Below are 23,513 nucleotides of genomic sequence, written 5' to 3' on the forward strand. Positions count from 1 at the left end.
CACCGCGCACACCCACGGCACCACCGCCTTCAACGCCAGCGGAGATCTGGCCGGTCTGGAATGCAAAGGTGGACAGGACTGGTCATCTGCTCCCAGCGACGACGACGTCGGCCTGGACTCGGTCGCCTCTCTGCCCGAGATCACCGATGTCGGCGGAACCACCCTGTCCACCGATGCCGAGGGTCGCTGGCTTGCCGAGCAGGCCTGGTTCGACGTTCCACTGTCGCAGGGCACCGGCGGCGGAGTTTCGGCGATCTTCGACCGTCCAGAATGGCAACGCGGCGTGTCCGCACCGGGAAGCCCTGAGGCCGGCAGCCAGAGACGACTCACCCCCGACATCGCCGCCGTCGCCGATCCGTTCACCGGCGTGAAAATCGTTCTCAACGGCCAAGTCCTGGTCGGTGGTGGCACATCACAAGCCGCGCCGCTGTGGGCGGGCATCGCCGCGGTGATGAACCAATACCTGACCGCCAACGGCGGTCGCGCCGTCGGTGACCTCAATCCGCTGTTGTACCGGATCGCCCGCGGAGCGCCTCTGCCGGCGTTCCGTGACGTCACCCTCGGCGGCAACGCCGTGGCGACCGCCGCACCTGGATACGACCTCGTGACCGGCTTGGGCACACCCGACGTCGAGAATCTCGCCAAGAACCTGCTCATCCTGCAGAAGGCGGACCGATGACCGAAACGCCCGGCAACGACACCGACGTGCCCACCACCGAGTGCCGCGTGTGCAAGGTCGACGTCCCCGACGGCAAGTACTGCGGATTGTGCGGTGTGCCGCTTGACCAGGAGGAGTCGGACGGTCCGGAATGGTTGCGGCTCAACGCATCTTGCGTCGCTCCCGAGGAGCACCTGCTGCAGCCGTCGATCACCAGCTCACTGTTCCCTCACTTACCGCAGCGGTCCCGCACCCCGTTCCGGGTCGCGATGCTGGTTCTGGTGGCCGCCCTGATCGGTTGTGCGCTGCTGAAGCTGCCCGCGGCCCTGATCGCGGTCGCCGCGCTCGGGGTCCCGCTGCTGTTCTTGATCTACCTCTACGAGTCCGACGCCTTCCGCGACCTGCACCGCGCCAACCTGGTGCTCACCATCGTCCTGGGCATCGCGCTGGGCGTCGGATGGGTGTTTCTCACCGGCCAGATCATGGCCAAGTCTTACGGTGTCCCACTCGGCGCCGGCGTGAGCGGCTTCCGGATCGTGCGCAACGGCTTGGGGATTCCCCTGGGCGGCGCAATTCTGATGCTGGTGCCGGCGGTGGTGGTCCGCCTGTTGCGTCCGGCGAGCCGGGAATCATTGGACGGGTTCATGTTCGGCGCTCTCGGCGCGACGGTCTTCACCGCGGCAGCCACCCTGACCCGGCTGGCCCCCCAGCTCAGCACCGGCATGGTGGCGCACAACCGGCCCATGTCCGGTCTGCTCGTCGAGGCCGGAATTCGTGGTATCGCGGTGCCTTTGACCGCGGCCGCCATCGGCGGGCTGATCGGAGCGGCGCTGTGGTTCACCCGGCCGGTCACCAAGGCCGACAAACACGTCGGATACGTACGCCTGGTGATGTTCTCCTGCGCGCTCGCGGTGCTCGTCATCTACGCCGCACTGGGCCTCGTCGACGTGGCACGCATTCCCCAGTGGATTCAGTTGACCGTGCACATCGCGGTCGCGCTGACGGCGATTCTGGCGCTGCGCGTCGGTCTGCATCTGGCCCTCCTGCACGAAGCACACGACGAGATCGCCTCGGACCGACCGATTTTCTGTCCACACTGCGGCCACATCGTGCCCGACATGGCGTTCTGCCCGCACTGCGGTGCTGCCACGCATGCGTCGTCACGCACGTCGCGCGCCGAACGTCGCCGACACCGTCCGGTACGTGATCCGGGGTCCAACGACGGATGAGCACGTTCTTTCCCGGCTATGCGGTACCCGTCTCGACCGGCAGAACCCGGGCGATCCGCGGCACCTCGATCCTGAAACTGTTGGCCATCCTCGGCACCGCCATCGCCCTAGTGGCCGGTGTGCTGGCCTGGATCTCGAAAACCACCAGTGCGCCGCCTGCCCGGTATATGTGCCCACCCGAGTGCGGACATCCGCCGATGGGACAAGCCGTCGCGATCAACCCGGTGTTCACCGCACCCGACGGGAGCTTCTCGGTCTCTTACCCTGCGGCGGGGACGGCCTACAAGATCACCACCGCGCGTACCGGCGTCACCGCCGAGTTCACCGCCGGCGACGGCGGCATGATGCAGTTGATGAGCCGGCCCGCCGATGGGCGGACACCGAAGGACATCGCCAATTCCCTTATCGACAAGACGTTCCCGGACACCAAAACCGCGTACGAGATCCCTAATGCGATGGTGGGCTACCGGCCTGGTTACGGCGTCGTCGCGGACTGTTGGCCACAGGGCGCAACCAGCAGCTACGCCCGCATGCGCGTCATCGTGATGGTCGCGGTGAAGGACGATCTCGCGCTCATCGCCTCAGCCATTGGCCCCTACCACGAATTCGGGCCGCAATCGGGCTCCGGCAAGCCGTCCGGGGCCAACCTGCAGCTCGCACTCGACATGGGTAAGTACGTCAACAGCTTCCGTTGGCGGGGAGATCCTCGCCGCTGACCTCCGGAGGCTCGCGCACCCCGCGGGCCGTCGGATACTCCCAATTGACGTCCGCGGCGCAACCCGCTGGGTTAGAGTTTGCCAGCTGGTCAATTTCGGCCACTGCGACTGAATCGCCCGCCGGGGGAAAGTTAGGACAAAGCATGAGGTCACGTCGATTTACTCGTCGCCTCGTAGTCAGCGCGGCTGCCGCCGCCGTCGTCGGAATGACCGTGCTCAGCGCTTGCGGCACCGGCGAAAAGGCACCCGAGACTACTGCGCCGACCACGACCACGACCACTTCGACGTCTCCAGCGCCGGCGGCGCCGACCGAGAAGAACGTCTCCCCCAGCGGCGCCAACAAGTTCACCCCGACCCATGCCGGACCGCCGGCGCCGCCCACCGGGCGCCATGGGGCCGGCAGCCCGCACCGGCAGTAGGCTGCCCGATATCGCCATCTCTTGACCCGCCGGTACGCCATGAGTAGCGGGACCGATTCCCGCCGGGCGCCTGGGTTCCGGCTGGCCTTGGGATTGTTTCTGGCCGCGGTCGCGGCGTCCGCGCTGCTGCGCCTGCCGACGGCCGTGGCCGGGCTCGCCGCCTTCGGGCTGCCGCTGCTGTTCATCACGTATCTACGGGAAACTGCTGGGCCGCAATCTCTTCCGAGCCGAGCGGTGCTGCTCACCGTCACGCTCGGGGTGGCGTTGGGCGCCGGGTGGGCCGTGATGACCGGTTCAGTCGTGGCTCGAGAGTACGACGTGCCGGTGGGCTCGGAAGGCTTAGACATGGAGCCGTTCCGGGTCGTGCGCGATGGGCTGGCCATCCCCGTCGGCGCCATGGTCGTGATGCTGGTCCCGGTGCTGGTGATCCGTGTGCTCGCAGGGCGACAGCGAAAGCCATGGGACGGCTTCGCATTCGGCGCGCTGGGTGCACTTGCCTTCACCGCGGCCGCCACGCTCTGCCGCCTGGCCACGCAGTTCGATGACGGAGTCGTCGACCACGACCGGCCGTTGAGCGGGTTGTTGATCCAGGCCGGTATCCAGGCGGTGGCCGCGCCGGTGACCGCCGCGGCCGCCGGCGGCCTTGTCGGTGTGATGCTGGGGTTCTCCCCGCCGTCCGCCCCGGAGCATCACCGTGCGCGTGCCGTCGGCCTGACGGCGGCGACGGTGGTCGGCCTGTACGCCGCCCTCGGTCTGATCGACGTCGCGCCGGTGCCGCAATCGATTGTGCTGGCCGGGCATCTGATCGTGATGGCGGTGGCCGTCCTGGCATCACGGGCCGGCCTGCGGATGGTGTCGCGCGGGGTCCTCGGCCGGGTGCCCCAGTCCGGCGTCGGCCGGCCGGTCGTCGCCTGGGGTGTCGCGGTCACACTACTGACGGTCGCTCTGGTCGCCGTGTCGGTGGTGATCAGTGATCCACCCGTGCGTTACATCTGCCCACCGGACTGCGGCAGCCCGCCGACCAGCGAGCCGGTGGTGTCCACTCCCCGATTTACCGCGCCCGACGGTGCGTTCTCGGTGTCCTATCCCGCGTCGAGCTCGGTGTATCGGCCGAGCACCGCCGACGACGGGGTCACCGTGGACTATCTGATCGACGACGGCGGCACGATGCAACTCATCGGGCGGCCCGCCGGCGGGCGGACGCCGAAACAGATCGCAAAAGCGCTGGTCGAGGACGCCTATCCCGATGCTGAGGTGGACTACGAGATTCCGAATGCGATGGTCGGATATCAACCCGGTTACGGCATGGTCGTCGACAGCTGGCCGCAGAACTCCACCGGCGACTACATGCGGCTGCGGGTGGTCATCCTGGCCGCGGTCAAGAACAACCTGGCGCTGATCGCCGTCGCCGTCGGCCCCTACCACGAATACGGGCCCGACTTCGGCCCGGGAATGCCCTCCGGCGCCAATCTCGACCTCGCGCAGGATATGGGCAAGTACGTCAACAGTTTTCGTTGGCGTGGGGATCCGCTGCGCTGATCACTCCCATTCGATGGTGCCCGGCGGCTTGCTGGTCACGTCCAGCACCACCCGGTTGACCTCGGGCACCTCGTTGGTGATCCGGGTCGAAATCCGTTCCAGCACTTCGTAAGGCACCCTGGTCCAGTCCGCGGTCATGGCATCTTCGCTGGAGACCGGCCGCAGCACGATCGGATGACCATAGGTCCGTCCGTCGCCCTGCACCCCCACCGACCGCACATCGGCCAGCAGCACCACCGGGCACTGCCAGATCTGCTGATCCAGTCCCGCCGTGGTGAGCTCCTCGCGGGCGATGGCGTCGGCACGGCGCAGGGTATCGAGGCGGTCGGCGGTCACCTCACCCACGATGCGGATGCCCAGACCCGGGCCCGGGAACGGTTGGCGCCCAACGATTTCCTCCGGCAGGCCGAGTTCCCGACCGACCGCACGGACCTCGTCCTTGAACAGCAGCCGCAGCGGCTCGACGAGCTTGAACTTCAGGTCGTCGGGCAGACCGCCGACATTGTGGTGGCTCTTGATGTTGGCCGTGCCGGTGCCGCCGCCGGATTCCACGACGTCGGGGTACAGGGTGCCCTGCACCAGGTACTCGATCTCGCCCTCGCTGGCGCCCAGGGTGTCGCGAACCACCCGCTCGAATGCCCGGATGAACTCGCGGCCGATGATCTTGCGCTTACCCTCGGGGTTGGTCACCCCGGACAGCGCCTCCAGGAAACGATCGGCGACGTCGAGGGTGACCAGTTTGGCGCCGGTCGCCGCGACGAAGTCACGCTCCACCTGTGCTCGCTCGCCCGCCCGCAACAGGCCGTGGTCGACGAACACGCACGTGAGCCGGTCCCCGATGGCGCGCTGCACCAGCGCGGCCGCCACCGCCGAGTCGACGCCGCCGGACAATGCGCAGATGGCCTGGCCATCGCCGATCTGGGCCCGTACCGCCTCGATCAACTGCTCGGCGATGTTGGCCGGGGTCCAGCTCGCGCCGATGCCGGCGAACTCGTGCAGGAATCGGCTCAACACCTGCTGTCCGTGCGGCGAGTGCAGCACCTCCGGGTGGTACTGGACACCGGCCAGCCGCCGGGCCCGGTTCTCGAAGCCGGCAACGGGAGCGCCCGCGCTGGAGGCGACCACGTCGAATCCGTCCGGCGCGGCGGTGACGGCATCGCCGTGGCTCATCCACACCGGCTGAGTGGCCGGCAGCTCGGCATGCAGATCGCCGCCGGCGACGGACAACTCCGTACGACCGTATTCGCTGGTCCCGGTGTGTTCGACGGTGCCGCCGAGGGCCTGGGCCATGGCCTGAAAGCCGTAGCAGATGCCGAACACGGGGACGTCGAGATCGAACAGCGCAGGGTCGAGCCGCGGCGCGCCCTCGGCATAGACGCTGGCCGGCCCGCCCGAGAGCACGATGGCCTGCGGGTCCTTGGCCTTGATCTCCTCGACTGAGGCGGTGTGCGGGACGACCTCGGAAAACACCCGTGCCTCACGGACCCGGCGAGCGATCAGCTGAGCGTACTGAGCGCCGAAGTCGACGACGAGGACGGGACGGAGAGATGGAGACGTCACCGCCACAGTCTAGTGGGCAGGTGAGAGCGTGTCTGACGTGCCGCAAGCTGGCTGGATGGTCCCCGGCTCGCTCATGGCAGATTGATTCGCCAGTACAGTCCGATGAGGAAATCGGCGAGCTCCCCCGGGGAGATGTCGAGTAGGCCTTCGGCCCACGCGATCAACAGTTCCGAAGCGGCTCCCGAAATGGCGAAAGCCTTCATCCGCGCGTCCACAGGGCTGCTTTCGAAGTCGTCCGGGTCGGCGCCTGACCACCGGAAGAAGTTCGCGGCAGCGCGCGAGAGAATCTCGTTCCGGTGGGTGCCGGCACGGCCACCTTTGCCGAGTGCCTCGATGAAGATGATCCGAATCATGCGCGGGTCGTCAGCGAGCGTGTCGACTGCTGTTCGAAGTGCGAGTGAAATCCGGGAAAAGGCGTCATCGGGGGCATCGGCGACAGCGGCATCCACCGCGCGCTCAACCGTATCCATGGTGATTTCGAGCATGGCGTCGAACAATGCGTCGAGATCACCGAAGCTTTCGTAGAAATATCGCTCGGTCAATCCGGCGTCGGCGATCACGTCCTTGATCCGCACAACCCCGACGTCCCCAGAACCGAACACGTTCATGCCGGCCTCGATCAGTTTCCGACGCCGCTCTGCAATTCGCTCTTCACCGGTGACTCCGCCGTATACCCGGCTTGAGGACGAAGCCGACACCTTGTACTCCCGCCTGTTGGCCTGCGTCGCCCCAGCATAGTGGTGGCAGTTACCCGGACATGTGGGGCACACAGGCGGAGGGCATACGCGATATCAGCCCAGCAGCCCGGCGATCTCGGACTTGATCTGCTCGGGTGTGACGGTCGGCTCGAAACGCCGGATCACCTTGCCGTCTCGACCGACGAGGAACTTGGTGAAGTTCCATTTCACCTCGTCGGTGTCGAGCGCTTCCGGACGCGTGGCCTTGATGTGCTCGTACAGCGGCCCATTCTCGGGACCGAAATCACCGGGGGCCTCGGCGCGCAGGTAGACGAAGAGTGGATCCGCGTCGGGACCGTTGACCTCGACCTTGCCGAAGACCGGGAAGGTGACGCCGTAGTTCACGGAGCAGAAATCCTGAATCTCGGCATCGGTACCGGGTTCTTGATCACCGAACTGATTGCACGGGAAGCCGAGGATTTCCAGGCCGCGATCCCGGGTTTCTCGGTACAGCGCCTCCAAACCTTCGTACTGCGGCGTGAACCCACACTTGCTGGCGACATTGACGATGAGTGCCACGCGGCCGGCGTAGGCGTCGAGTGAATGCGTCGAACCATCGGCAGTCGTCGCGGAAAAACCGTGGATTGTCACGGTCTACACACCTTTCCCGGTTGCGGCCAGGGCCTCGGTTGCTCTCGTTCGATCCTCCTCGAACGCCTGACCCATCTGATCGACGTCGAAGTTGACCGGCTTGTTGATCCCGGCACGGAACTCGAAGTGCCGGATCAGCTTCGGGTCCACCGGTTGATCGTCGAAGAGTTCACTGTAGAGCGGTCCGACCCGTTTCGCCGTCTTCTCCAACAACGCCCGGTCCAATCCGTAGAACTCAATCGCGTTCTCCCCCAATATCGCCCGCGCCTCGGACTCGGGTACCGATCCCAACGTCGTCCGGATCCAGTCGTGGGTGTTCGGCCACGTCCCCTCGAAATGCGGAAAATCGCTACCGAACATCAGTTTGTCGATCCCTACTTCATGACGTACGGCTACGTCGCCGTAGCGCATCAGGGAGGTCCCGCAGGCGCAGTGGCGAGCCCAATACTCACTGGGGGTGAGTTTCATCAGCCCTGGGTTGGCCGCGTGCGCACGGTCCAGATAAGCCAATGTCACCGGAACCCAATCGGCATGGATCTCACTGAAGGCAACCTTCAACTTGGGAAACCGATCGAACACCCCGCCCCACATGAGCTGCCACAACGGCCGACGCTCACCGAACGTCTCGAACAACTCACTCAAGAACGAGTTCGTGCCGGCAGCTTCTGCACCGGCGTCCGGATCGAACTTGGGAAGCATGCTCTCGTCGAGCGCCGCCAAACCTTCCCCGCCCACGTCCTCGCCGCTCGTCTGGCTGAACATACTGCGGATCCACCCGACCACGAATCCCTGCGCATTGCCGAACCCGGCATGGATGTGCACGACCACGCCGAGGTCCTGACAGGCCGCCCACATCGGATCCCACCAGCTGTCATACAACGGCGGTAGATCGTCGGGCGCCGAGCCCGGCATCATGGGCGGGAAGATCGCATGGAAACCCGACTCCCGCGCCCGCACGATCTCGGCCACCGTCGCCTTCCAGTCCGGCCACGGATAGATCAGCGGCACACCCAGCAAGCGACCGGGAGCCTCGGAGCAGAAATCCTCCAAGAACCGGTTGTGCGCCTGCGCGCCCGCCCTGCGCAGCTCGTGCGATCGACGCGAGTTCTGGGGGTCGAGAAAGGGCACGAACCCGATGGGCCCGAACGGGTGCAGGAATTCAGCCGCGATGCCCTCGGCCTCCACATGACGGAGCCGCCAGACCGGATCGAAATAGCCGACCTCACCGGCGTGCTCCACCACGCGCCTCTTGTCGTAGACCTCCAGCGATTCCTCCGGCGCCGGGTACCCCGTCAGGCCGACGACCTGGTTGATGACTGCCACATCGTCGAGGTAACCGTCGAAGTCCGCGTGGTACTTCGAGTCGACATAGTCCTTGTACATCTTCGGCGGCAGGGAGACATGGGAATCCGCCGACACCATCGTCATCGGCTTCAGTTGGGGGCTCGACAAGGTGGACGCGTCCGCGTTCCGGACATCAAAACTGACTCGCATTCGAGCTTTCCTTTCAGGGCTGCGAATTGATTTCAGTGGTCGGGCCGGGGGCGGGCGCAAATGCCTTGGCACTGACTTACCGATCGATCTATCTGACATGTATGAATGTCAGTTTTCTTCACCAGCCCGCTCCCGTCAAGCATTTTCGGTGACTTGCCTCACTTTCAGCGGTGGTGGGCAGGAGCGTCACAGCGCTCTGGCGGCGCCCAGGCCCACTCAGGCGAGTTCGCGGGCGGCTTCAGCCAACAGCGCTGACCGCCACGTGGCCATCAGCCCTTTGACGGGCCCGCCGATGGGTCACGCTCGATCGGCGTACCGGGAATGACGAGTTCGACACCCAGAACCAACCAACCGGGTAGCAGTTCGGGCGGCTGGTCGAACTCGCGAATCACGCGGTGCCGAAACCCGGGCGTCACTGCATCACGAACTTCCATGGGCAGCTAACGCTTTCGGCGGCTATTCCTCACGACGACGCCTCGACCTTGGTTTTGAAGGTCTTCTCCATGAAGCCCGGATCGATCAGCATGCCGTGGATCTGCTGATTGTGGCTGTGGCACAGCTGGTGATATGCGAACGACGTCTGCATGGCACTGACGCGGCCCTGGTTGTCCTGGGCGACGTTGACGGCCTCCTTCGCCAATTTGAGCGCGAACAGCGGCTTCTCGGCGATCCGCGACGCCAGCTGCAGAGTGAAGGATTCCAGCTCCTCGAGGGGAACGACATGATTGACCATCCCGAGCCGGTGCACCTCGGATGCTGTCAGGAAGTCGGAGGTGAACAACATCTCCTTGGCTTTACGGACGCCGACCTCGAACGGATGATTGAAAAACTCGGCACCACTGACACCCATCGATACGGTGTTGTCCTGGAACAGGGCATCCTCGGCCGCGACGATCAGGTCGCAGGGCCACACCAGCATGAGTCCTCCGGCAATCACCTTGCCCTGCACGGCCGCGATGGTCGGCTTGGGCAGATTGCGCCACCGCTCGGACAGGCCGAGGTACATCTCCTTCTCGACCGCCATCTGCGACTCGGCACCGGCACACCCGAAGCCACACCAGGTGCCGACCCGCTGGTGGTCGGTCACCACCTGCAGCGCGTCCTGCTCTCGCAGGTCATGGCCGGCGGAAAAGTGTGGCCCGTTGGCTGCCAGGATGATCACGCTCACCGAATCATCCTGTGCAGCAAGGTCGAACGCGTCGTTCAACTCATACAGCATGCGCATGCTCTGCGCATTCCTGGCCTCGGGGCGGTCCAGCACGATCCGGGCGACCTTGTCTGCCGGCCGTTCATAGCGGACAGTTTCGAACTCACTCACGATCAGACCTACCCGCCGGCCTGTGGAAGCCGCGATGCGGTGTCAGCCAGGATCGCGGCGACCGTGCCGGTCGCCGTCTGCACCCGCTCGGGTGTCAGCGGCGGCGTGAAGGCTGCGGCAAAGGGTGTCGGCAGGTCGCTCTGCGCAACCGGGCGCTGGTGGGAGAACGTATCGAATCCGGCCTTGCCGTGGTACGCGCCCGAACCGCTCATGCCGACGCCGCCGAACGGAACGGCGTCGTTCACATACGCCAGCCCGAAGTCGTTGCGCGAGACTGCACCCGAGGTGGTCTTCACCAGGAAGCGCTGGAATTCCTGAGTATCGGCGCCGTACCAGTAGGACGACAGCGGGTGTTCACCGGTCGCGGCGTAGGTGATGGCCTCGTCGACGTCGGAGTAGGTGTGCACCACGAGCACCGGGCCGAAGATCTCCTCGGTGTGGATCTCGGCGTTGTCCGGGACGTCGAGCAGCAGGGTCGGCGGGTAGCGGCGCGATGCGGCGTCCGACAACCGGTCCTTCTCCCCCTCCGGCACGATCACGATCTCGACCGCACCCTTCGACTTGGCATCTTCGACCAATCCGGACACCCTGGCGAAGTTGGCATCGTTGACGATCGACACGACATCGGGGTTGTCGACGAAGGTCGGGAAGTGCATCAGCACCGCGTCCCGGTAGGCCTCGACAAAGGCGTCCTTGCCCGATTCGGGGACGAAGGCATAATCCGGGCACAGACACACCTGGCCGCTGTTGACGTGGCGGGCGGCCGCGAGCCGCGTTGCCGCGTCGGCGATGTCGGCGTCGGGTGCGACGATGGCCGGATTCTTGCCGCCCAACTCGAGCGTCACCGGCACCAGATTCTTCCCGGCGGCCGTGGCGACGAGGCGGCCGACCTTCGGGGAGCCGGTGAAGAAGATGTGGTCGAAACGCAGATCGGTGAACGCGGTGGCGGTCTGCAATCCGCCGTTGACGACGACAACCTCGTCCGGGCTCATTCGCGAGGCCACCGCGCGGGCGAACACTGCCCCAGCGCGCGGCGTCATGTCAGAGAACTTGATCATCACCCGGTTGCCCGCGGCCAGCGCTTCGACGGTCGGCACGAATGCGAGCACGACCGGGAAGTTCCACGGGCTGATCACGCCCACAACGCCTTTGGGGCGATTCTGGACGAAGGTCGGGAAGGCACCGCCCATCCCGCCGGGAACCTCGGTCGGGGCCATCCACGTCTCGAGGTTCTCGCGGGCATAGGCGATGGATCCCATTCCGCCGAGCATGTCGAGTTCGATCGACGTGGTCGGGGGCCGTCCGCCGAAGTCGGCGTCGAGCGCTTCGGCGAGTTCGGCGCTGTGTTCCAGGACCGCCGCGACGAAGCGGTCGATCCGATCGCGCCGGGTCGCGGCGTCGGGGATCGGGTCGAGGGACTGAGCGGCGCGCTGCGCATCGAGGAGCCGCTGCAGCTCCGCGGGGGTGACGTCCACGATCGAGTCAGTAGCGAGGGTCATTTGATCAGCTCCTTCTGTGCGGGCGTTTCAGCTGCGGCGGCAAGGTCTCTGGCCCATCGGTAGTCGGCCTTGCCGGCTGGGCTCCGGACCACCGCGTCCACGCGGACAATGGCTTTCGGCAGTTTGTACCGGGCCAGCCGCTCCCCGGCGTGGGCCAGCAGGTCTTCATCTGTCGGGTTGAGGCCGGCGACAAGCTCGACGACGGCGACGATCTCGCTGCCCCACCGCTCGCTGGGCCGTCCGACCACGACGACGTCGCGGACGGACGGATGCGCGATCAGTGCGTCCTCGACCTCTTCGGCGAAGATCTTCTCGCCACCGGAGTTGATCGTCACCGAGTCCCGGCCGAGCAGCTCGATGCTGCCGTCGGCGCGGTGGCGGGCCCGGTCGCCCGGTAACGACACGCGCCGACCTTCGATCGTGGGGAACGTGCGCCCGGTCTTCTCACGATCGTTGAGATAGCCCAGCGGGATGGCACCCGCGCGGGCCAGCCAACCTGTCTCGGGGTCTCCGGGCTGAAGGACCCGCCCGTGGTCCTCGGCCACCACGCAGGTGCCGGCCGCCGGTTCGAACACCCCGGAGGTCGCCGGCGCCTGGCTGGTGCTCACATTGGTGAGCTGCGAACCGGTCTCGGAAGACCCGGCGACGTCGGCGATGACCACGTGTGGCAGCAGCCGAAGGAGGCGGTCCTTGACCGCCGCACTGGTGACCGCACCGCCGAGCCCGACCATCTGCAGCGAAGCGCCGCTATGTCCGCCCCGCTCGAACTCGTCGCACAGCGGGGTCGCGAAGGCGTTGCCGACCAGGTTCGTCATCTGCACGCCTTCGCGATCGATCAGCTCCCAGACGGAGTTGGGATCGAGTCGGTCCACGACGTCGGGGAAAACGACGGTGCCTCCACCGAGCAGACCGGCCAGCGCGAGCCATTGCGCCGCGGCATGCATCAGCGGCGGAAGCGGGAGCACCACCCGGCGGTCGACCGCGGCCACCAGCGCGACCCCCTCATCGAGCGAGGCCGCCTCGAACATGCCTTCCGGAAGGAATGCGCCGAGGCCGCTTTCGAGGATGTCGGCCTGGGTCCACAGCACTCCCTTCGGCATCCCGGTAGTGCCGCCGGTGTACACCACGTAGAGGTCGTCGGCGTCCGGCTTGGTCCGGGGTGCGTCGGCGCTGGCGGCAGCCAAGGCGTCCTCGTAGTCGAGGGCTCCGGGAAGCAGCGCGTTGCCGGACTCGTCGGCAACCTGAAGCAGCAGCGTCGGCGGCTGCCGCAGCGCGCCGAGGACGGCGGCGAGGGTGGGGGCGAACCGTGCGTGATAGATGATCGCCCGCGGCTCGGAGTCGTTGAGGAGATAGGTCAGCTCGGCTTCGACGTACCGGTAGTTGACATTCAGCGAGGTCGCGCGGGCAGCTGCCGCGCCGAGCATGCCCTCCAGGTACTCGTTGCCGTTGTGCAGGTACAGCGCAACGTGGTCCTGTCCCGACTCCCACGGCTGCAGGTCGGCACGCTCGCGGTGAACCGTAACCCCGTGGAACAACAGGATATTCGCCAGCCGATTGACTCGCGCCGCCACATCGCGGTAGGTGAAGCGACGTTCCCGGAACACGATGCAGTCGCGTTCGGGGAGCGCGTCCGCGATCCCGGCGAACAGCTCAGCGTGGTTGTAACGCATCAGATCTCCAGTTCGACGGTCGCAGGTCCAGGCGACGCTGCCCGGACCTGCGACGTGGCATTCATGGCGCCGGTTACACGGTGCGGACGTCGACGAGGGCCTGTCGCCGCTCGTCACGCACCACGCGCAGCGCCTCCTTCAGCGCGCCGGCCAGCTCGCTGCGGTGGCGAACCGTCACGCCGTATCCGCCCGAGGCGGTGCAGTAGGACGCCAGCTCCGGCGACGGCGAGAGATCCGAGAAGCGTCCCTCGGCGGTGGCGACCGCTTCGCCTTCCGGATAGACGAGCTGCGTCGCCATGTCGACGGCCCACCAGTTGCTGTTGTTGGCGATGATGGTCAGCACCGGCAAGTTGTGCTTGGCCGCCGCATGGTGGCACGCCGCCGGGTTGGCGAACATGTAGGCACCGTCGCCGAGCGTGGCGACCACGGTACGGTCCGGCGCGGCGTACTGGGCGCCGAGAGCCGCAGGCAGTCCCCAACCCAGTCCACCCGAGGCGGGCAGGAAGTAGTAGGTGCCGGGCTTGGTCCGATTGAGCAGGCAGGCAGTCGACACATACTCGTTGAACACGATGTCGTCCTCGTCGAGGAGCTCACCGAGGACCGCCGAGATCGCCGCCGAGGTGATCGGCTCATCGGCGTCGCGGCCGTTCTCGTCGCGACGCTGATCGTCGATACGACCCTGACGTGCCGCGGCCATGGCGCGGATCTCCTCGGCGCGGCTCTGGTCGATCCGGTCGGCGCGGGCCTCGAGAGCGGCAGACAACTGGGTGAGGAACGCGGCCGGAGTGGCGCTGATGTTGAGATCGGAGCGATGAGACCGGATCGGGTAGGTGGAGTAGAGCGGATCGACCCCGACCTGGGCGATGTAGGTGTCGGCTCGCGGCGGCGTGTGGGTCTCCATCCACGGCACGTCGCTCTCCAGGAAGACGATGACATCGGCCCGGGCGAAGACGGTGGCCGCCACGTCCATGTTGGCGATTCGGTGCGGATGGTTGTACGGGATGTTCAGGTAACGGGCCCACGGATCGGCCACACCGATCCCGAAGCGGGTGGCGACATCGCCCAGCAACACAACGGATTCGGGCTCGACGCCGTTGGCCGTGGCCACGATGACCGGGAACTCGGCGGCGGCGATCCGGTCGGCGAGTGCCTCGATGGCCTCGGGATCGGGGTGCACGGTGGCCGGAACGGGCGTGCGCGCGATCGGCACCGCTGGGTCCTGCGCCGGCTCGGCCAGAACCTCGCGAGGCAGAGCGAGGTACACCGGCCCGCGCGGGTGGGCGCTGGCCACACTCACGGCGCGGTCGACCACGGATTCGACCTGGCGAGGATCGCGCAGTTCGTAGTCCCACTTGACGAATTCACGGACCAGGCTCGCCTGGTCGAACATCTCCTGCGACCAGTGGATGGGCAGGTCGCGCGCGCCGACAGCACCACCTTCGAGGATCGGTGACCGACCGGCAGTGACCAGCAGGGGAATCCGGTCCCGGGAGGCGTTGGCGACCGAGCACGCGGCATTCGCCGTACCGACGTTGACGTGCAGCATCAGGGCCTGGGGCCGTCCGGTCACAAGAGCGGCACCGTGGGCCATGCCGCCGGCCAGGTTCTCATGCGCACACAGCACCGGTGTCGGCAGCGCCGGATTGTTGTCCTTGTTGAGCGCATAGGCTTCGACGATCGGCGCGAAGTCGGTCCCCGCATTGACGAAGAAGTATTCGATGCCGTGCTCGACGAGCGCGTTCAGGTAGCGAGTAGCAGCGGTCTGCGACATGGTGTTCTCTCTGTTTCGTGCGGGAAGAAAGGTGTTAGGCGACAGTGGGTCTGGCGCGAAGCGTCGGGATGATCGATGCGAGTTCGCGCCACTCGGCCACCGGCAGTTGACGCCGATCGCCGGTCTGCACCTGCACGCACACGTGGTCGGCACCGGCATCGAGGTGTTCCTGCACCCGCGCCGCGATCTGATCGAGGGAACCCCAGGCGACGATGGCGTCGACGAGCCGGTCGCTTCCGCCCCCGCTCAGATCGTGGTCGTCCCAGCCCAGACGCCGAAGATTGTTGGCGTAATTGGGCAAGGTGAGAAAACGACTCATGAACTGACGGGCGACCTGACGCGCCACGGTGGGGTCCTTTTCGAACACGACGGTCAGCTCAGGTGCCAGCAGCGCATCGCCCAGCGCCTCGCGAGCCACCGCAGTGTGCTCGACGGGCACGAAATAGGTATGCGCGCCGGCGCCACGTTCGGCGGCCAGTCGCAGCATCCGGGGCCCCAGCGCTGCCAGCACCCGCTGAGGCGCGACAGGAGTTGGGGCGCCCCAGAATTCGCTGGTGTCCATCGTGTCGAGGTAGTCGACCATCGTGCTGTAGGGCTTGGTTCCGTACCGACCTTGGTGCGCCACGTCGACCGTCGCCTGATGGCTCACCCCCAGGCCCAGCAGAAACCGTCCGGGGAACGCCTCGCTGACGGTTTGCCATCCTGCGTTCATGGTCATCGCGGTACGCGCGTGCAGGCTGGCCACGCCGGTGGCCACCGTCAAACGGGCGGTGGCCCCCAGCAACAGCGCAGCATTGGCGAATGGTTCTCGAGTGACCGCCTCTGGTATCCACAGCGCACCGAAGCCGAGGTCATCGAGCTCGGCAACGGCGTGCTGTGCACGGGCCATCGGCTGGACATCGAGGTGGTACGACCAGATTCCGAGCAGACCGAGGCTTGGTGCGGGTGCCTGGTCGGCTGCGGTCATGGCAAGAGCCACTCTGCATTCGTGCGGAAGAACTTGGTGGTGATCTCCTCGCCGAGCGGCTCAACCTTCGCCAGCATGTTGTTCATCGAGTCCTTGGTGCCCTCGACGTGCGGGTAGTCGGTCGAATAACAGAACACGTCAACCAATTCCGGATCGTCCTGGATGTAACGGTCGACGGGTTCGAAGTTGAACGGGGACACCCGGATGTTTCGGGCGACGTACTCCGACGGCTTCATCGGCATCTTGGCCGCGGACGCGCCCGGGAAAACCTTGCAGTACATGTCCATGCGCCGAGCAGCCGGACCGACCCAGTGCGCTCCGACTTCGAAGAGCCCAACACGCAGCCGCGGGAACCGCTCGAACACTCCCCCGAGGACCATCGCCGACACATAGTTGTCGATGGCCATGTGGACAGTCGCGAACATGCCGATGTTGGTGTTCGGGATCTCCGGGGACTGGAACAGATCCATGAAGGTCTCGGCCAAAGTCCACCGCGGATCCAGGAAGAAGAACTCGGTGCCGATATGCAGCGTGGCTGCAACATCATTCGATTCGAGCAGGCTCCACAGCGGATCGAGCGTCGAATGCGCGGGCGAAACGCCGCCAGGAGGAACGTCGGCCTGCAGGTACACCGCGCGGACACCGCCGTCGATCAGCCGCTTGGTCTCGGCGATCATCTCATTCACGTCGTCGCTGGTGGTGATGATGCCGACCAGCCGGATCCGGCCATCGGCCAAATTCGCGTTCTCGATGACCCAGTCGTTGTAGGCGCGAATGAACTGCTTCGAGAAATCGGGGCGCGAGATACCTTCGAATACGGATTGGTCACCGCCCCACCGCTGTTCGAAACCGAGGTCGGTCATCCCACCAACCATCATCGCGGCGATCGCGGTGGTCGGAAAGACCAGCTGCTTGTCGATGCCCATGGTGTCGAGCACCTCGACGCGCCGGCCGAGATCGATTGCGCTCGGAGCCTTCGGCCCCTTGACCTTCCAGACCGTCTCGGAGTCGATCTCCATGACGTCGGCCGCGTCTGTCTGGTGCATGTTGGTCGCCGACGGATCAGGACGCAGCTCGTCCGCGATCGCGAAGAGATTTCCCATGATCCGACCGGGCTGGCCGAACACCTCTCCGAGCAGGTGGCCCGGGATCATCTCGTGGGCGTCAACGTCGTGTGCAAGGAGCTTCATCGCTACCTCCGAGGGCTGATCTCCCGGTTCCAGACCGGGATGGTGGTGGAATGCATGTGCTTTTTTGACCGCTGATCCACTGGTTTCAGACTCGACGTGTCGGGCTTTGCGGTACCCGCTCGACGCCCGATCCAGTGGACTAGATAGATTGCTCTAGCGGAATCAGACAATCACAATTGTCCGACTGCGTCAACCCTAGGAGAACAGGCCTCCAGCCGTCTCCGCTTTGGTCGAATCGGAGCAAAATATGCAGATCATCCCCGAATCCCACCGCGACCTCGCCGAGACACCGCTGGTCGCGTCACTGTCCACCGTCGGCGCGGACAGCACTCCTCAAGTGACGGCGATCTGGTACGTGCTCGAGGGAGATGCTGTGCGCATCTCACTGGTGCGCACACGGCAGAAATACAAGAACCTCGTCGCCCATCCACAGGCGACGTTGTTCGTCATCGATCCGCAGAACCCATTTCGGACACTGGAGATCCGCGGAACCGTGAAGGTTGACGAGGACTCCGGCCTCGAACTGTTCGACCGGGTTTTCCGGCACTACGGCGCGGACCCGGCGACGGCCGGCGCAGCCCGGGAAGGCCGTGTCGCGGTGACCTTGGTTCCCACCCGCGTGGTGGCGCAGGGCTGACCGCGGCGAAAAGGCAAGCGGCGACGCCGTCACGACCCACCGCCACACACAGCGGACGCCGAAATGTCGCGGCGCAAATCCAGCCGGCGTCAGCGAGCGGTGCGCGCGCCCTTGCTCCGACCGGTGCGGCTCTTGGGCGCGGCAGCGAGCCCGGCGGCAACGGCGTTGGCCGCCGACTTTCCGGCCGTGTGCATCGGCACGGAGGACCGCGTGGTGCGCGACAGCAGAACCGCACCCTCGATCAGGCAGAAAATCTCCACCGCGACATCACGAGCCCGCTCGTCGGTCATTCCGGCCGCGGTGAAACGCTCCTGGAGCACGGTCAGCCACGATTCGAATGCCTCAGCAGCGGCGGTCCGCATCAACTCGTCATTGTTGGCCACTTCCAACGCGATCGTGGCGATCGGGCAGGCGTAGCCATAGTCGGTCTCTTCGAGAAGGTCGGCCGCTTGCCGGAACGAAGCCGCCGTCGCCTCGACGACGTCGGCTTCCTGCGGATACACCGACTCGAGCAGTTCGCGATAGCGCTCACCGCCATAGGTGAGCGCGGCGGCACCCAGCTCCTGCTTACCCCCGGGGAAGAAGTGGTACAGCGAACCGTAGGGCGCCTCGGCCGCCGCGAGGACAGCCTTGATACCAGTCGCCCCGAAGCCTTGGCGACTGAACAGATCTGTCGCGGACTCCAAGAGGCGAACTCGCGTTTCAACCGGCTTACCGGCGGTTGACGAAGTGGGAGACACAGGGTCAGATTACTCCGTTAGATCAATCTGTTACGCCTTATCCCCCGGCCTTTTGTTGTGATGTTCGTCCTCACGGTGCCGCACGTATGACCGGGACGACGCCGCCTGGCGGTCAAACTACCGTCGGAAACCCCCGCAGCCGCTCTACCGACTCGCGGCCATTCTGCTCTCGCGAGATCGCTTTCAGGATGTAGATGGCCAGCAAGATCGTCCAGACACCGTGGAAGCCGGCCACCACGACGCAGGTGACAAACCCGTCCCAGGCAAACGGCCCGACCAGTCCGAACGAGAAGGTCTGGAGGCTGTTGGGAAGGATGGTGACGACCTGCGCCAGGGTGAACCATGCCAGCCAGCGGGGAAAGTATGGCGCGCCGCGACGGTCACGGAGAATGGCGACCGCTATGGCGATGAGCCACAGAACGTATGGCGGCCAGGTGTAGTAGTAGAAGAACCAGGCGAGGTCGTTGAGAGTCAAGGTGATCTCGGGGTCGATCCGACCGGCTCGAAACGCGGCGACCGCGTACATGATCGACATGATCTCGACGACCATGGTGTTGATCGCCGCGAGGATCAACGTCGCGAATGTGAGCACCGGGTACCGGGGCGATTCCATCCGCCAGACCCACACCGAAATGATCGCCTGCCACCAACCCCAGAACGCGAACGCGATCATCATCAACAGGCAGCCGAGCTGAATCACATCGGAATGCCCGGTATATATCTCCACGATCCGATCCGCGGTCCAGGTTGCGTTGTGCGCCGGGAACACCCGCGCCAGAACCAGACCCAGGAACATCACCGGCACAGCGGCTACTCCGCCGAACACGAACCAACGCTGAGCCCTGGCGTTCAACCAGTGGGAATCCGCAATATCGCTCACCACAAGGACCTTTCGATTCGACAGCCCCGCCGCCCTCCCGTCGCGAGACGTCGAGGCGGGCTGGAACGTTGACCTCCCCGGAGCGTCACGATAGATTGATCTAATGGCTGACACACGTGTTTTTGAACTTCGTACGTATGAAGCGGTGCCGGGCAAGATCGACGCGCTCGTGGCCCGCATCGGTGATCACGCTGCGGCGCTGTTCGAGAAGCACGGCATGACCAATGTCGGTTTCTGGGTACAGACAGATGAAGACGGCAAGGCCACCGACACCCTCACCTACATCGTGGCCCACGAGAGCCGTGAAGCTGCAGCCAAGTCTTGGGAGGGCTTCTGGGCTGACCCCGAATGGCAAGCGGCGAGGGCCAACGGCGAGCAGGTCACCGCGGGCGCCACGTCGGTGTTCATCGAACCCACTGCGTACTCGAAAATCCGTTGACCCCCATGTGAAGTCCCCACTGTCAGCAGTGGGGACTTCATCGTGTTCGCGCCCGTCGCCGCCGGCGACGCGTAAATCTGACAACCCTCCGGCCTGCCCGGACGACTCCGAGGAATGTGCATGCCTTCCCTCTTCGACCTCACCGGACACGTCGCACTGATCACCGGAGCCAATTCCGGCATCGGCTTGGGCATGGCACACGGCCTGGCCCAAAGCGGTGCCGACGTCTGCATCTGGGGCACCAATGTCGAGCGCAACAAATCTGCCGCCGAAGAACTGGCCAAACACGGCACCCGGGTGCATGCCGTCCGCTGCGACGTGGGAGACGAGGACGCCGTGGCAGCGGCCTTCGGCGAGACGCTCGAACACTTCGGCCGGGTCGACTCCTGTTTTGCCAACGCCGGAGTCCGGGCACCCGAAATCCCATTCCTGAAAACGACTCTCGCCGATTTTCAAGGTGTCAGGCGGGTAAACCTGGACGGCGCATTCCTGACACTGCGCGCCGCGGCGCAGCATATGGTCGAGCGCGGCGGGGGCGGCGTGCTGGTGGGCACGTCGAGCGTCTCCGCACACCACGGAACACCACGCGGCCAGGCCTACGCGGCGAGCAAGGCGGGCTTGGCGGCGATGATGCGCAGCTGCGCCATAGAGCTGGCGCGGCACCAGATCAACGCGCACTCGATGGTTGTCGGTTGGACCGAAACACCGCTTATTTCACGGGAACTCAGCAATCCTACGTTCGAAGAGAACGTGATGAAGCGGATGCCACAACGACGGTGGGGTGAGCCCAGCGACTTCGCCCGCACCGCCGTCTATCTGGCCAGCGGTATCGGCGGATTCCAGACCGGTGACGAAATCGTCGTCGACGGCGGGTACATGGTTTTCTGACCAGTCCTTCGCCCACCGACAAGACTGTTACGTTTCGGGCGTGACCGGAACATCGGCCCGACGCCAGACCACAACCGGCTTCCACGTGCGGTTGTCAAAGACCTGCTGTCGCGCCGTCAGAATCATCCGATCGTCTTCGAACCGGACCCACCGGGTCCCCTGCTCGCCGACCCAGTTCGGGAACAGTGCCACCGACATCCCGTGGTACACAATCCCCTCTGTTTCATCGACGCGGTACGGACCCGAGTAGGCGAGATATCCGGCAGCCGCAGCGCTCAGTTCGTGTGGTTCGCCGGCGTGAACACTGCGTGACTGGAATCGCGGACGGTCTGGATCCATGAGTTGCGCCGACATGAATCCGTCGGCTGTATAGAGGATCAGCCCCCTGGCGTCGGGGCCGAGTGGATGGTGAATGTCCCCCTCGGCCGAGGTCATGAAGTATTCGACAAGTTCCCAGGCCCCCTCGATCCTGTCGCGGATCGTCGGGTGCTCGCCGGTACCACCATCCGTCTCGATGCGAGCCACAGGCGCTGTGTTCATCACGACTTCTCCTTCGAATTTGTGCCGGATCGACGAATTCTGCTGCCGTTTAACGCCAAAGGCCGCTCGTCCGGGCCGAGCAGTCGGCCAATCCGGCATTGTCCACTCTTGAGCTTGATAGATTGATCTAGTAGCGTAGGTCATGCTACTCGGCCGCCGGCTGCCTGATGAGAGCTTCGATCGTCGCCGCATCAAGCGGCATCGGATTATCGAGAGGTTTGTCAAATGATCAAGATCGACAGGATCGCGCACGTCGTCATCAAAGTCCGCGACATGGAGAAGTCGCTGGACTTCTACACGCGCGTACTCGGACTCAAGGTGATGGGCGAAATCCCCCCGGTGGTCAAGTTTTTGTCCACGGGACGCGACCACCATGAGCTGGGCATTGCCGAAGTCGGGGCCGACGCGGTTCCCGTCGGGCCGTTCCACCAGCTCGGGATGGAACATTTCTCGTTCCGGCTGGCCAACGATGATGACCTGCGTGAGGCCTACGACACTCTGCTGCGCGAGAACGTCAAGATTGCCTACACCGTCAATCATGGCGTGACGAAGAGCGTGTACTTCTACGACCCCGACGGCAATCAGCTCGAGGTGTACTCCGACAATTCGCCGGAGGAGGTCGCGACTTTCGAAAACCCTTACGGCGGCATGGAGAAGCTCGAGTTTGCCCAGGACCAGCCGTCGCTGATGGATTCGATCATCGAGGCGCAGCAGGCCATGGCCGCGGCGGCAGCAGCCCCCGAGGCCTGATACGCCGCGCTACGGCACCACTGAGTAATTCACCCAAGACTGGCTCGACGCTCAGCGTCGAGCCAGTCCTTGTTTGTGCGCCGTGACGACGCCGCTGGGATCAGCGCGCTTCCGAAAACGAGGGTGGGCCGTCGTCGTCCGCCAGACCCAAGTGATCAGCCAACTCGCTGTAGTCGCACTGCCACAGACCGCCCGACAGAATCGGATACTGCGAGCGGAAGCCCAGCAGGCGCTGCACATGTGGAGACATGGTCTTGACCATGTCCATGTCGATCAGAAAGGGATACGCTTCCTCGCCGACGAAGCAGCTGGAGTTGAAGGCGAAGCCGACGGCACGCCGATAGAAGTCAGCGGTGCGGTTGGCGCCCCCGCTGTGGGCAGTCTTGCCGCTCAGCAGTAGCGCGTCACCAGCGTTCATGATGGCCGGGATGGAATCCTCGTGCCTACCGCGATTTTCGAAGTCAGGCCAACGGTTGCTGCCCGGGATTACGCGGGTTGCACCGTTCTCCTCGGTGAAGTCGGTGAACGCGATGAGAAAATTCACCATGCCCTCCGGGGCATCGGGGCCAAGCCGAAACAGCGGCCAGTAGTTCTCCAGATCGCGATGCATCGGCTGCGCAGCGTTACCAGGGCCGATTTCGATCAGCCGGGCCGCGTTCACCCAGTAGGTACCGGTCTTCTCCAAGAAGATCTTGTCGGCGACTTCCCGCACTACCGGATCATCGAGAATCTCGTTGCGAAAGGTCGAGCTGTGCATCACCAGGTTGGTGAGGCGCTTGGTGTTCTTGCCATGAAATTCCTGCATCAACTCGTTGTCGTGCTTGGACCCCGGGCGCAGAGCCTGCATGGCCGGCTCAACCTCGGCGTTGAAGCGCTCAACCTGATCAGCGCTGAGAAGACCCTGAACCACCACGCAACCGTCTCGATCCAGAATTTCCACGATCTCAGCAGGCGGCGTGCCGCGAGGTACCGAAACCACACTTTGGGCGCTCGTCGTCATCCTTTAAACCTTTCGGCTCTCCAATGTGACAATCCTTGAATCAGTTTCTAAATAGTACGATCTATTCACGATCGGAAGTATGCATTTGGAGAAGCTGATCGCCAGTTTTCTCAAGCCTCTCAACACCTTTGGTCGCTGCGCGGTCTGTCCGGGCCGACCGCAGACCGCGATCACAAGTAGCGGCCCAGTTGATAGATTGATCTAGCGTTGAAGTACCCTTGCGCCGTGTCGGAAAGTACAGTCGCGTCCTCGTCTGAGCGTTCGCAAGCCGGGCGCACCCC

The 23,513-nt window shown here is 65.0% G+C and carries 23 protein-coding genes; 9 read left to right on the plus strand and 14 right to left on the minus strand.

Translation table 11 applies throughout. The features are described 5' to 3' along the window. From A5740_RS12370 to A5740_RS12390, 5 genes are all read left to right on the plus strand, one after another. Positions 1–679 (plus strand): S53 family peptidase (locus tag A5740_RS12370; protein ID WP_175616231.1); only part of this gene is annotated, 679 nt, incomplete at its 5' end. Beyond that, complete coding sequence (locus A5740_RS12375) at positions 676–1,887, plus strand: zinc ribbon domain-containing protein (RefSeq protein ID WP_076194427.1); 1,212 nt, start codon at positions 676–678, stop codon at positions 1,885–1,887. The genes A5740_RS12370 and A5740_RS12375, both read left to right, overlap by 4 nt. Next, positions 1,884–2,603 (plus strand): hypothetical protein, encoded by a 720-nt coding sequence (locus tag A5740_RS12380; protein ID WP_076194428.1) that lies wholly within the window; start codon positions 1,884–1,886, stop codon positions 2,601–2,603. Before A5740_RS12375 ends, A5740_RS12380 begins: the two co-directional genes overlap by 4 nt. A 143-nt stretch (positions 2,604–2,746) precedes the next feature. Continuing rightward, on the plus strand, positions 2,747–3,022 hold the full coding sequence (locus tag A5740_RS12385; protein WP_076194430.1) for a hypothetical protein: 276 nt from the start codon (positions 2,747–2,749) through the stop codon (positions 3,020–3,022). A gap of 39 nt (positions 3,023–3,061) precedes the next feature. Continuing rightward, on the plus strand, positions 3,062–4,561 hold the full coding sequence (locus tag A5740_RS12390) for a zinc ribbon domain-containing protein (protein WP_076194431.1): 1,500 nt from the start codon (positions 3,062–3,064) through the stop codon (positions 4,559–4,561). Here A5740_RS12390 and guaA read toward each other — a convergent pair whose 3' ends face one another. The 10 genes from guaA to A5740_RS12440 all read right to left on the minus strand — a co-directional run bounded on the left by guaA (position 4,562) and on the right by A5740_RS12440 (position 17,358). Further along, positions 4,562–6,121 (minus strand): glutamine-hydrolyzing GMP synthase, encoded by a 1,560-nt coding sequence (guaA, locus tag A5740_RS12395; protein ID WP_076194456.1) that lies wholly within the window; start codon positions 6,119–6,121, stop codon positions 4,562–4,564. 71 nt (positions 6,122–6,192) lie between these two features. Further along, positions 6,193–6,696 (minus strand): TetR/AcrR family transcriptional regulator, encoded by a 504-nt coding sequence (locus tag A5740_RS12400; RefSeq protein ID WP_254849166.1) that lies wholly within the window; start codon positions 6,694–6,696, stop codon positions 6,193–6,195. 216 nt (positions 6,697–6,912) lie between these two features. Next, positions 6,913–7,449: a glutathione peroxidase gene (locus tag A5740_RS12405; RefSeq protein WP_076194434.1), complete on the minus strand. Its 537-nt coding sequence runs from the start codon at positions 7,447–7,449 to the stop codon at positions 6,913–6,915. Positions 7,450–7,452: 3 nt separating this feature from the next. Then, complete coding sequence (locus A5740_RS12410; RefSeq protein WP_076194436.1) at positions 7,453–8,943, minus strand: amidohydrolase family protein; 1,491 nt, start codon at positions 8,941–8,943, stop codon at positions 7,453–7,455. A gap of 463 nt (positions 8,944–9,406) precedes the next feature. Beyond that, the gene (locus tag A5740_RS12415) at positions 9,407–10,261 is read right to left on the minus strand and encodes an enoyl-CoA hydratase (RefSeq protein ID WP_076194437.1); all 855 of its coding nucleotides are present in this window, start codon (positions 10,259–10,261) and stop codon (positions 9,407–9,409) included. A gap of 8 nt (positions 10,262–10,269) precedes the next feature. Then, positions 10,270–11,760, minus strand: coding sequence for an aldehyde dehydrogenase family protein (locus tag A5740_RS12420; protein ID WP_076194439.1), 1,491 nt, complete (start codon positions 11,758–11,760; stop codon positions 10,270–10,272). Next, the gene (locus A5740_RS12425) at positions 11,757–13,430 is read right to left on the minus strand and encodes an AMP-binding protein (RefSeq protein WP_076194440.1); all 1,674 of its coding nucleotides are present in this window, start codon (positions 13,428–13,430) and stop codon (positions 11,757–11,759) included. The genes A5740_RS12420 and A5740_RS12425 overlap by 4 nt, the downstream gene beginning before the upstream one ends. 73 nt (positions 13,431–13,503) lie before the next feature. Beyond that, positions 13,504–15,201 (minus strand): thiamine pyrophosphate-requiring protein, encoded by a 1,698-nt coding sequence (locus A5740_RS12430; protein ID WP_076194442.1) that lies wholly within the window; start codon positions 15,199–15,201, stop codon positions 13,504–13,506. 34 nt (positions 15,202–15,235) lie between these two features. After that, positions 15,236–16,168 carry a TIGR03620 family F420-dependent LLM class oxidoreductase gene (locus tag A5740_RS12435; RefSeq protein ID WP_076194443.1) on the minus strand — a complete coding sequence of 311 codons (933 nt, stop codon included), beginning with the start codon at positions 16,166–16,168 and terminating at the stop codon, positions 15,236–15,238. Then, complete coding sequence (locus A5740_RS12440; protein WP_076194445.1) at positions 16,165–17,358, minus strand: amidohydrolase family protein; 1,194 nt, start codon at positions 17,356–17,358, stop codon at positions 16,165–16,167. The genes A5740_RS12435 and A5740_RS12440 overlap by 4 nt, the downstream gene beginning before the upstream one ends. A 247-nt stretch (positions 17,359–17,605) precedes the next feature. On the opposite strand from A5740_RS12440, the gene A5740_RS12445 reads away from it, so the two are divergent. Further along, complete coding sequence (locus A5740_RS12445; RefSeq protein WP_076194446.1) at positions 17,606–17,995, plus strand: PPOX class F420-dependent oxidoreductase; 390 nt, start codon at positions 17,606–17,608, stop codon at positions 17,993–17,995. A gap of 89 nt (positions 17,996–18,084) precedes the next feature. On the opposite strand, the gene A5740_RS12450 is transcribed toward A5740_RS12445, so the two are convergent. Both A5740_RS12450 and A5740_RS12455 read right to left on the minus strand, forming a co-directional pair. Next, complete coding sequence (locus A5740_RS12450) at positions 18,085–18,681, minus strand: TetR/AcrR family transcriptional regulator (protein WP_254849167.1); 597 nt, start codon at positions 18,679–18,681, stop codon at positions 18,085–18,087. Positions 18,682–18,847: 166 nt separating this feature from the next. Further along, complete coding sequence (locus tag A5740_RS12455; RefSeq protein ID WP_139335090.1) at positions 18,848–19,615, minus strand: hypothetical protein; 768 nt, start codon at positions 19,613–19,615, stop codon at positions 18,848–18,850. A gap of 103 nt (positions 19,616–19,718) precedes the next feature. On the opposite strand from A5740_RS12455, the gene A5740_RS12460 reads away from it, so the two are divergent. Both A5740_RS12460 and A5740_RS12465 read left to right on the plus strand, forming a co-directional pair. Then, positions 19,719–20,054, plus strand: coding sequence for an NIPSNAP family protein (locus tag A5740_RS12460; protein WP_076194451.1), 336 nt, complete (start codon positions 19,719–19,721; stop codon positions 20,052–20,054). A gap of 120 nt (positions 20,055–20,174) precedes the next feature. Then, positions 20,175–20,942, plus strand: coding sequence for an SDR family NAD(P)-dependent oxidoreductase (locus A5740_RS12465; protein WP_076194458.1), 768 nt, complete (start codon positions 20,175–20,177; stop codon positions 20,940–20,942). Positions 20,943–20,969: 27 nt separating this feature from the next. On the opposite strand, the gene A5740_RS12470 is transcribed toward A5740_RS12465, so the two are convergent. Beyond that, a complete protein-coding gene (locus A5740_RS12470; protein ID WP_254849168.1) occupies positions 20,970–21,581 on the minus strand; it encodes a lipocalin-like domain-containing protein in 612 nt (203 codons plus the stop codon). A gap of 126 nt (positions 21,582–21,707) precedes the next feature. On the opposite strand from A5740_RS12470, the gene A5740_RS12475 reads away from it, so the two are divergent. Then, entirely contained in the window at positions 21,708–22,232 is a 525-nt protein-coding gene (locus tag A5740_RS12475; protein ID WP_076194453.1) for a VOC family protein, read from the plus strand. Between the two features lie 100 nt (positions 22,233–22,332). On the opposite strand, the gene A5740_RS12480 is transcribed toward A5740_RS12475, so the two are convergent. Continuing rightward, positions 22,333–23,232: a phytanoyl-CoA dioxygenase family protein gene (locus A5740_RS12480; RefSeq protein ID WP_076194455.1), complete on the minus strand. Its 900-nt coding sequence runs from the start codon at positions 23,230–23,232 to the stop codon at positions 22,333–22,335. Positions 23,233–23,513 lie beyond the last annotated feature (281 nt).

Origin of the sequence: Mycobacterium sp. GA-1841 (assembly GCF_001954135.1) — a bacterium.
In the GTDB taxonomy this organism is placed as follows: Bacteria; Actinomycetota; Actinomycetes; order Mycobacteriales; family Mycobacteriaceae; genus Mycobacterium.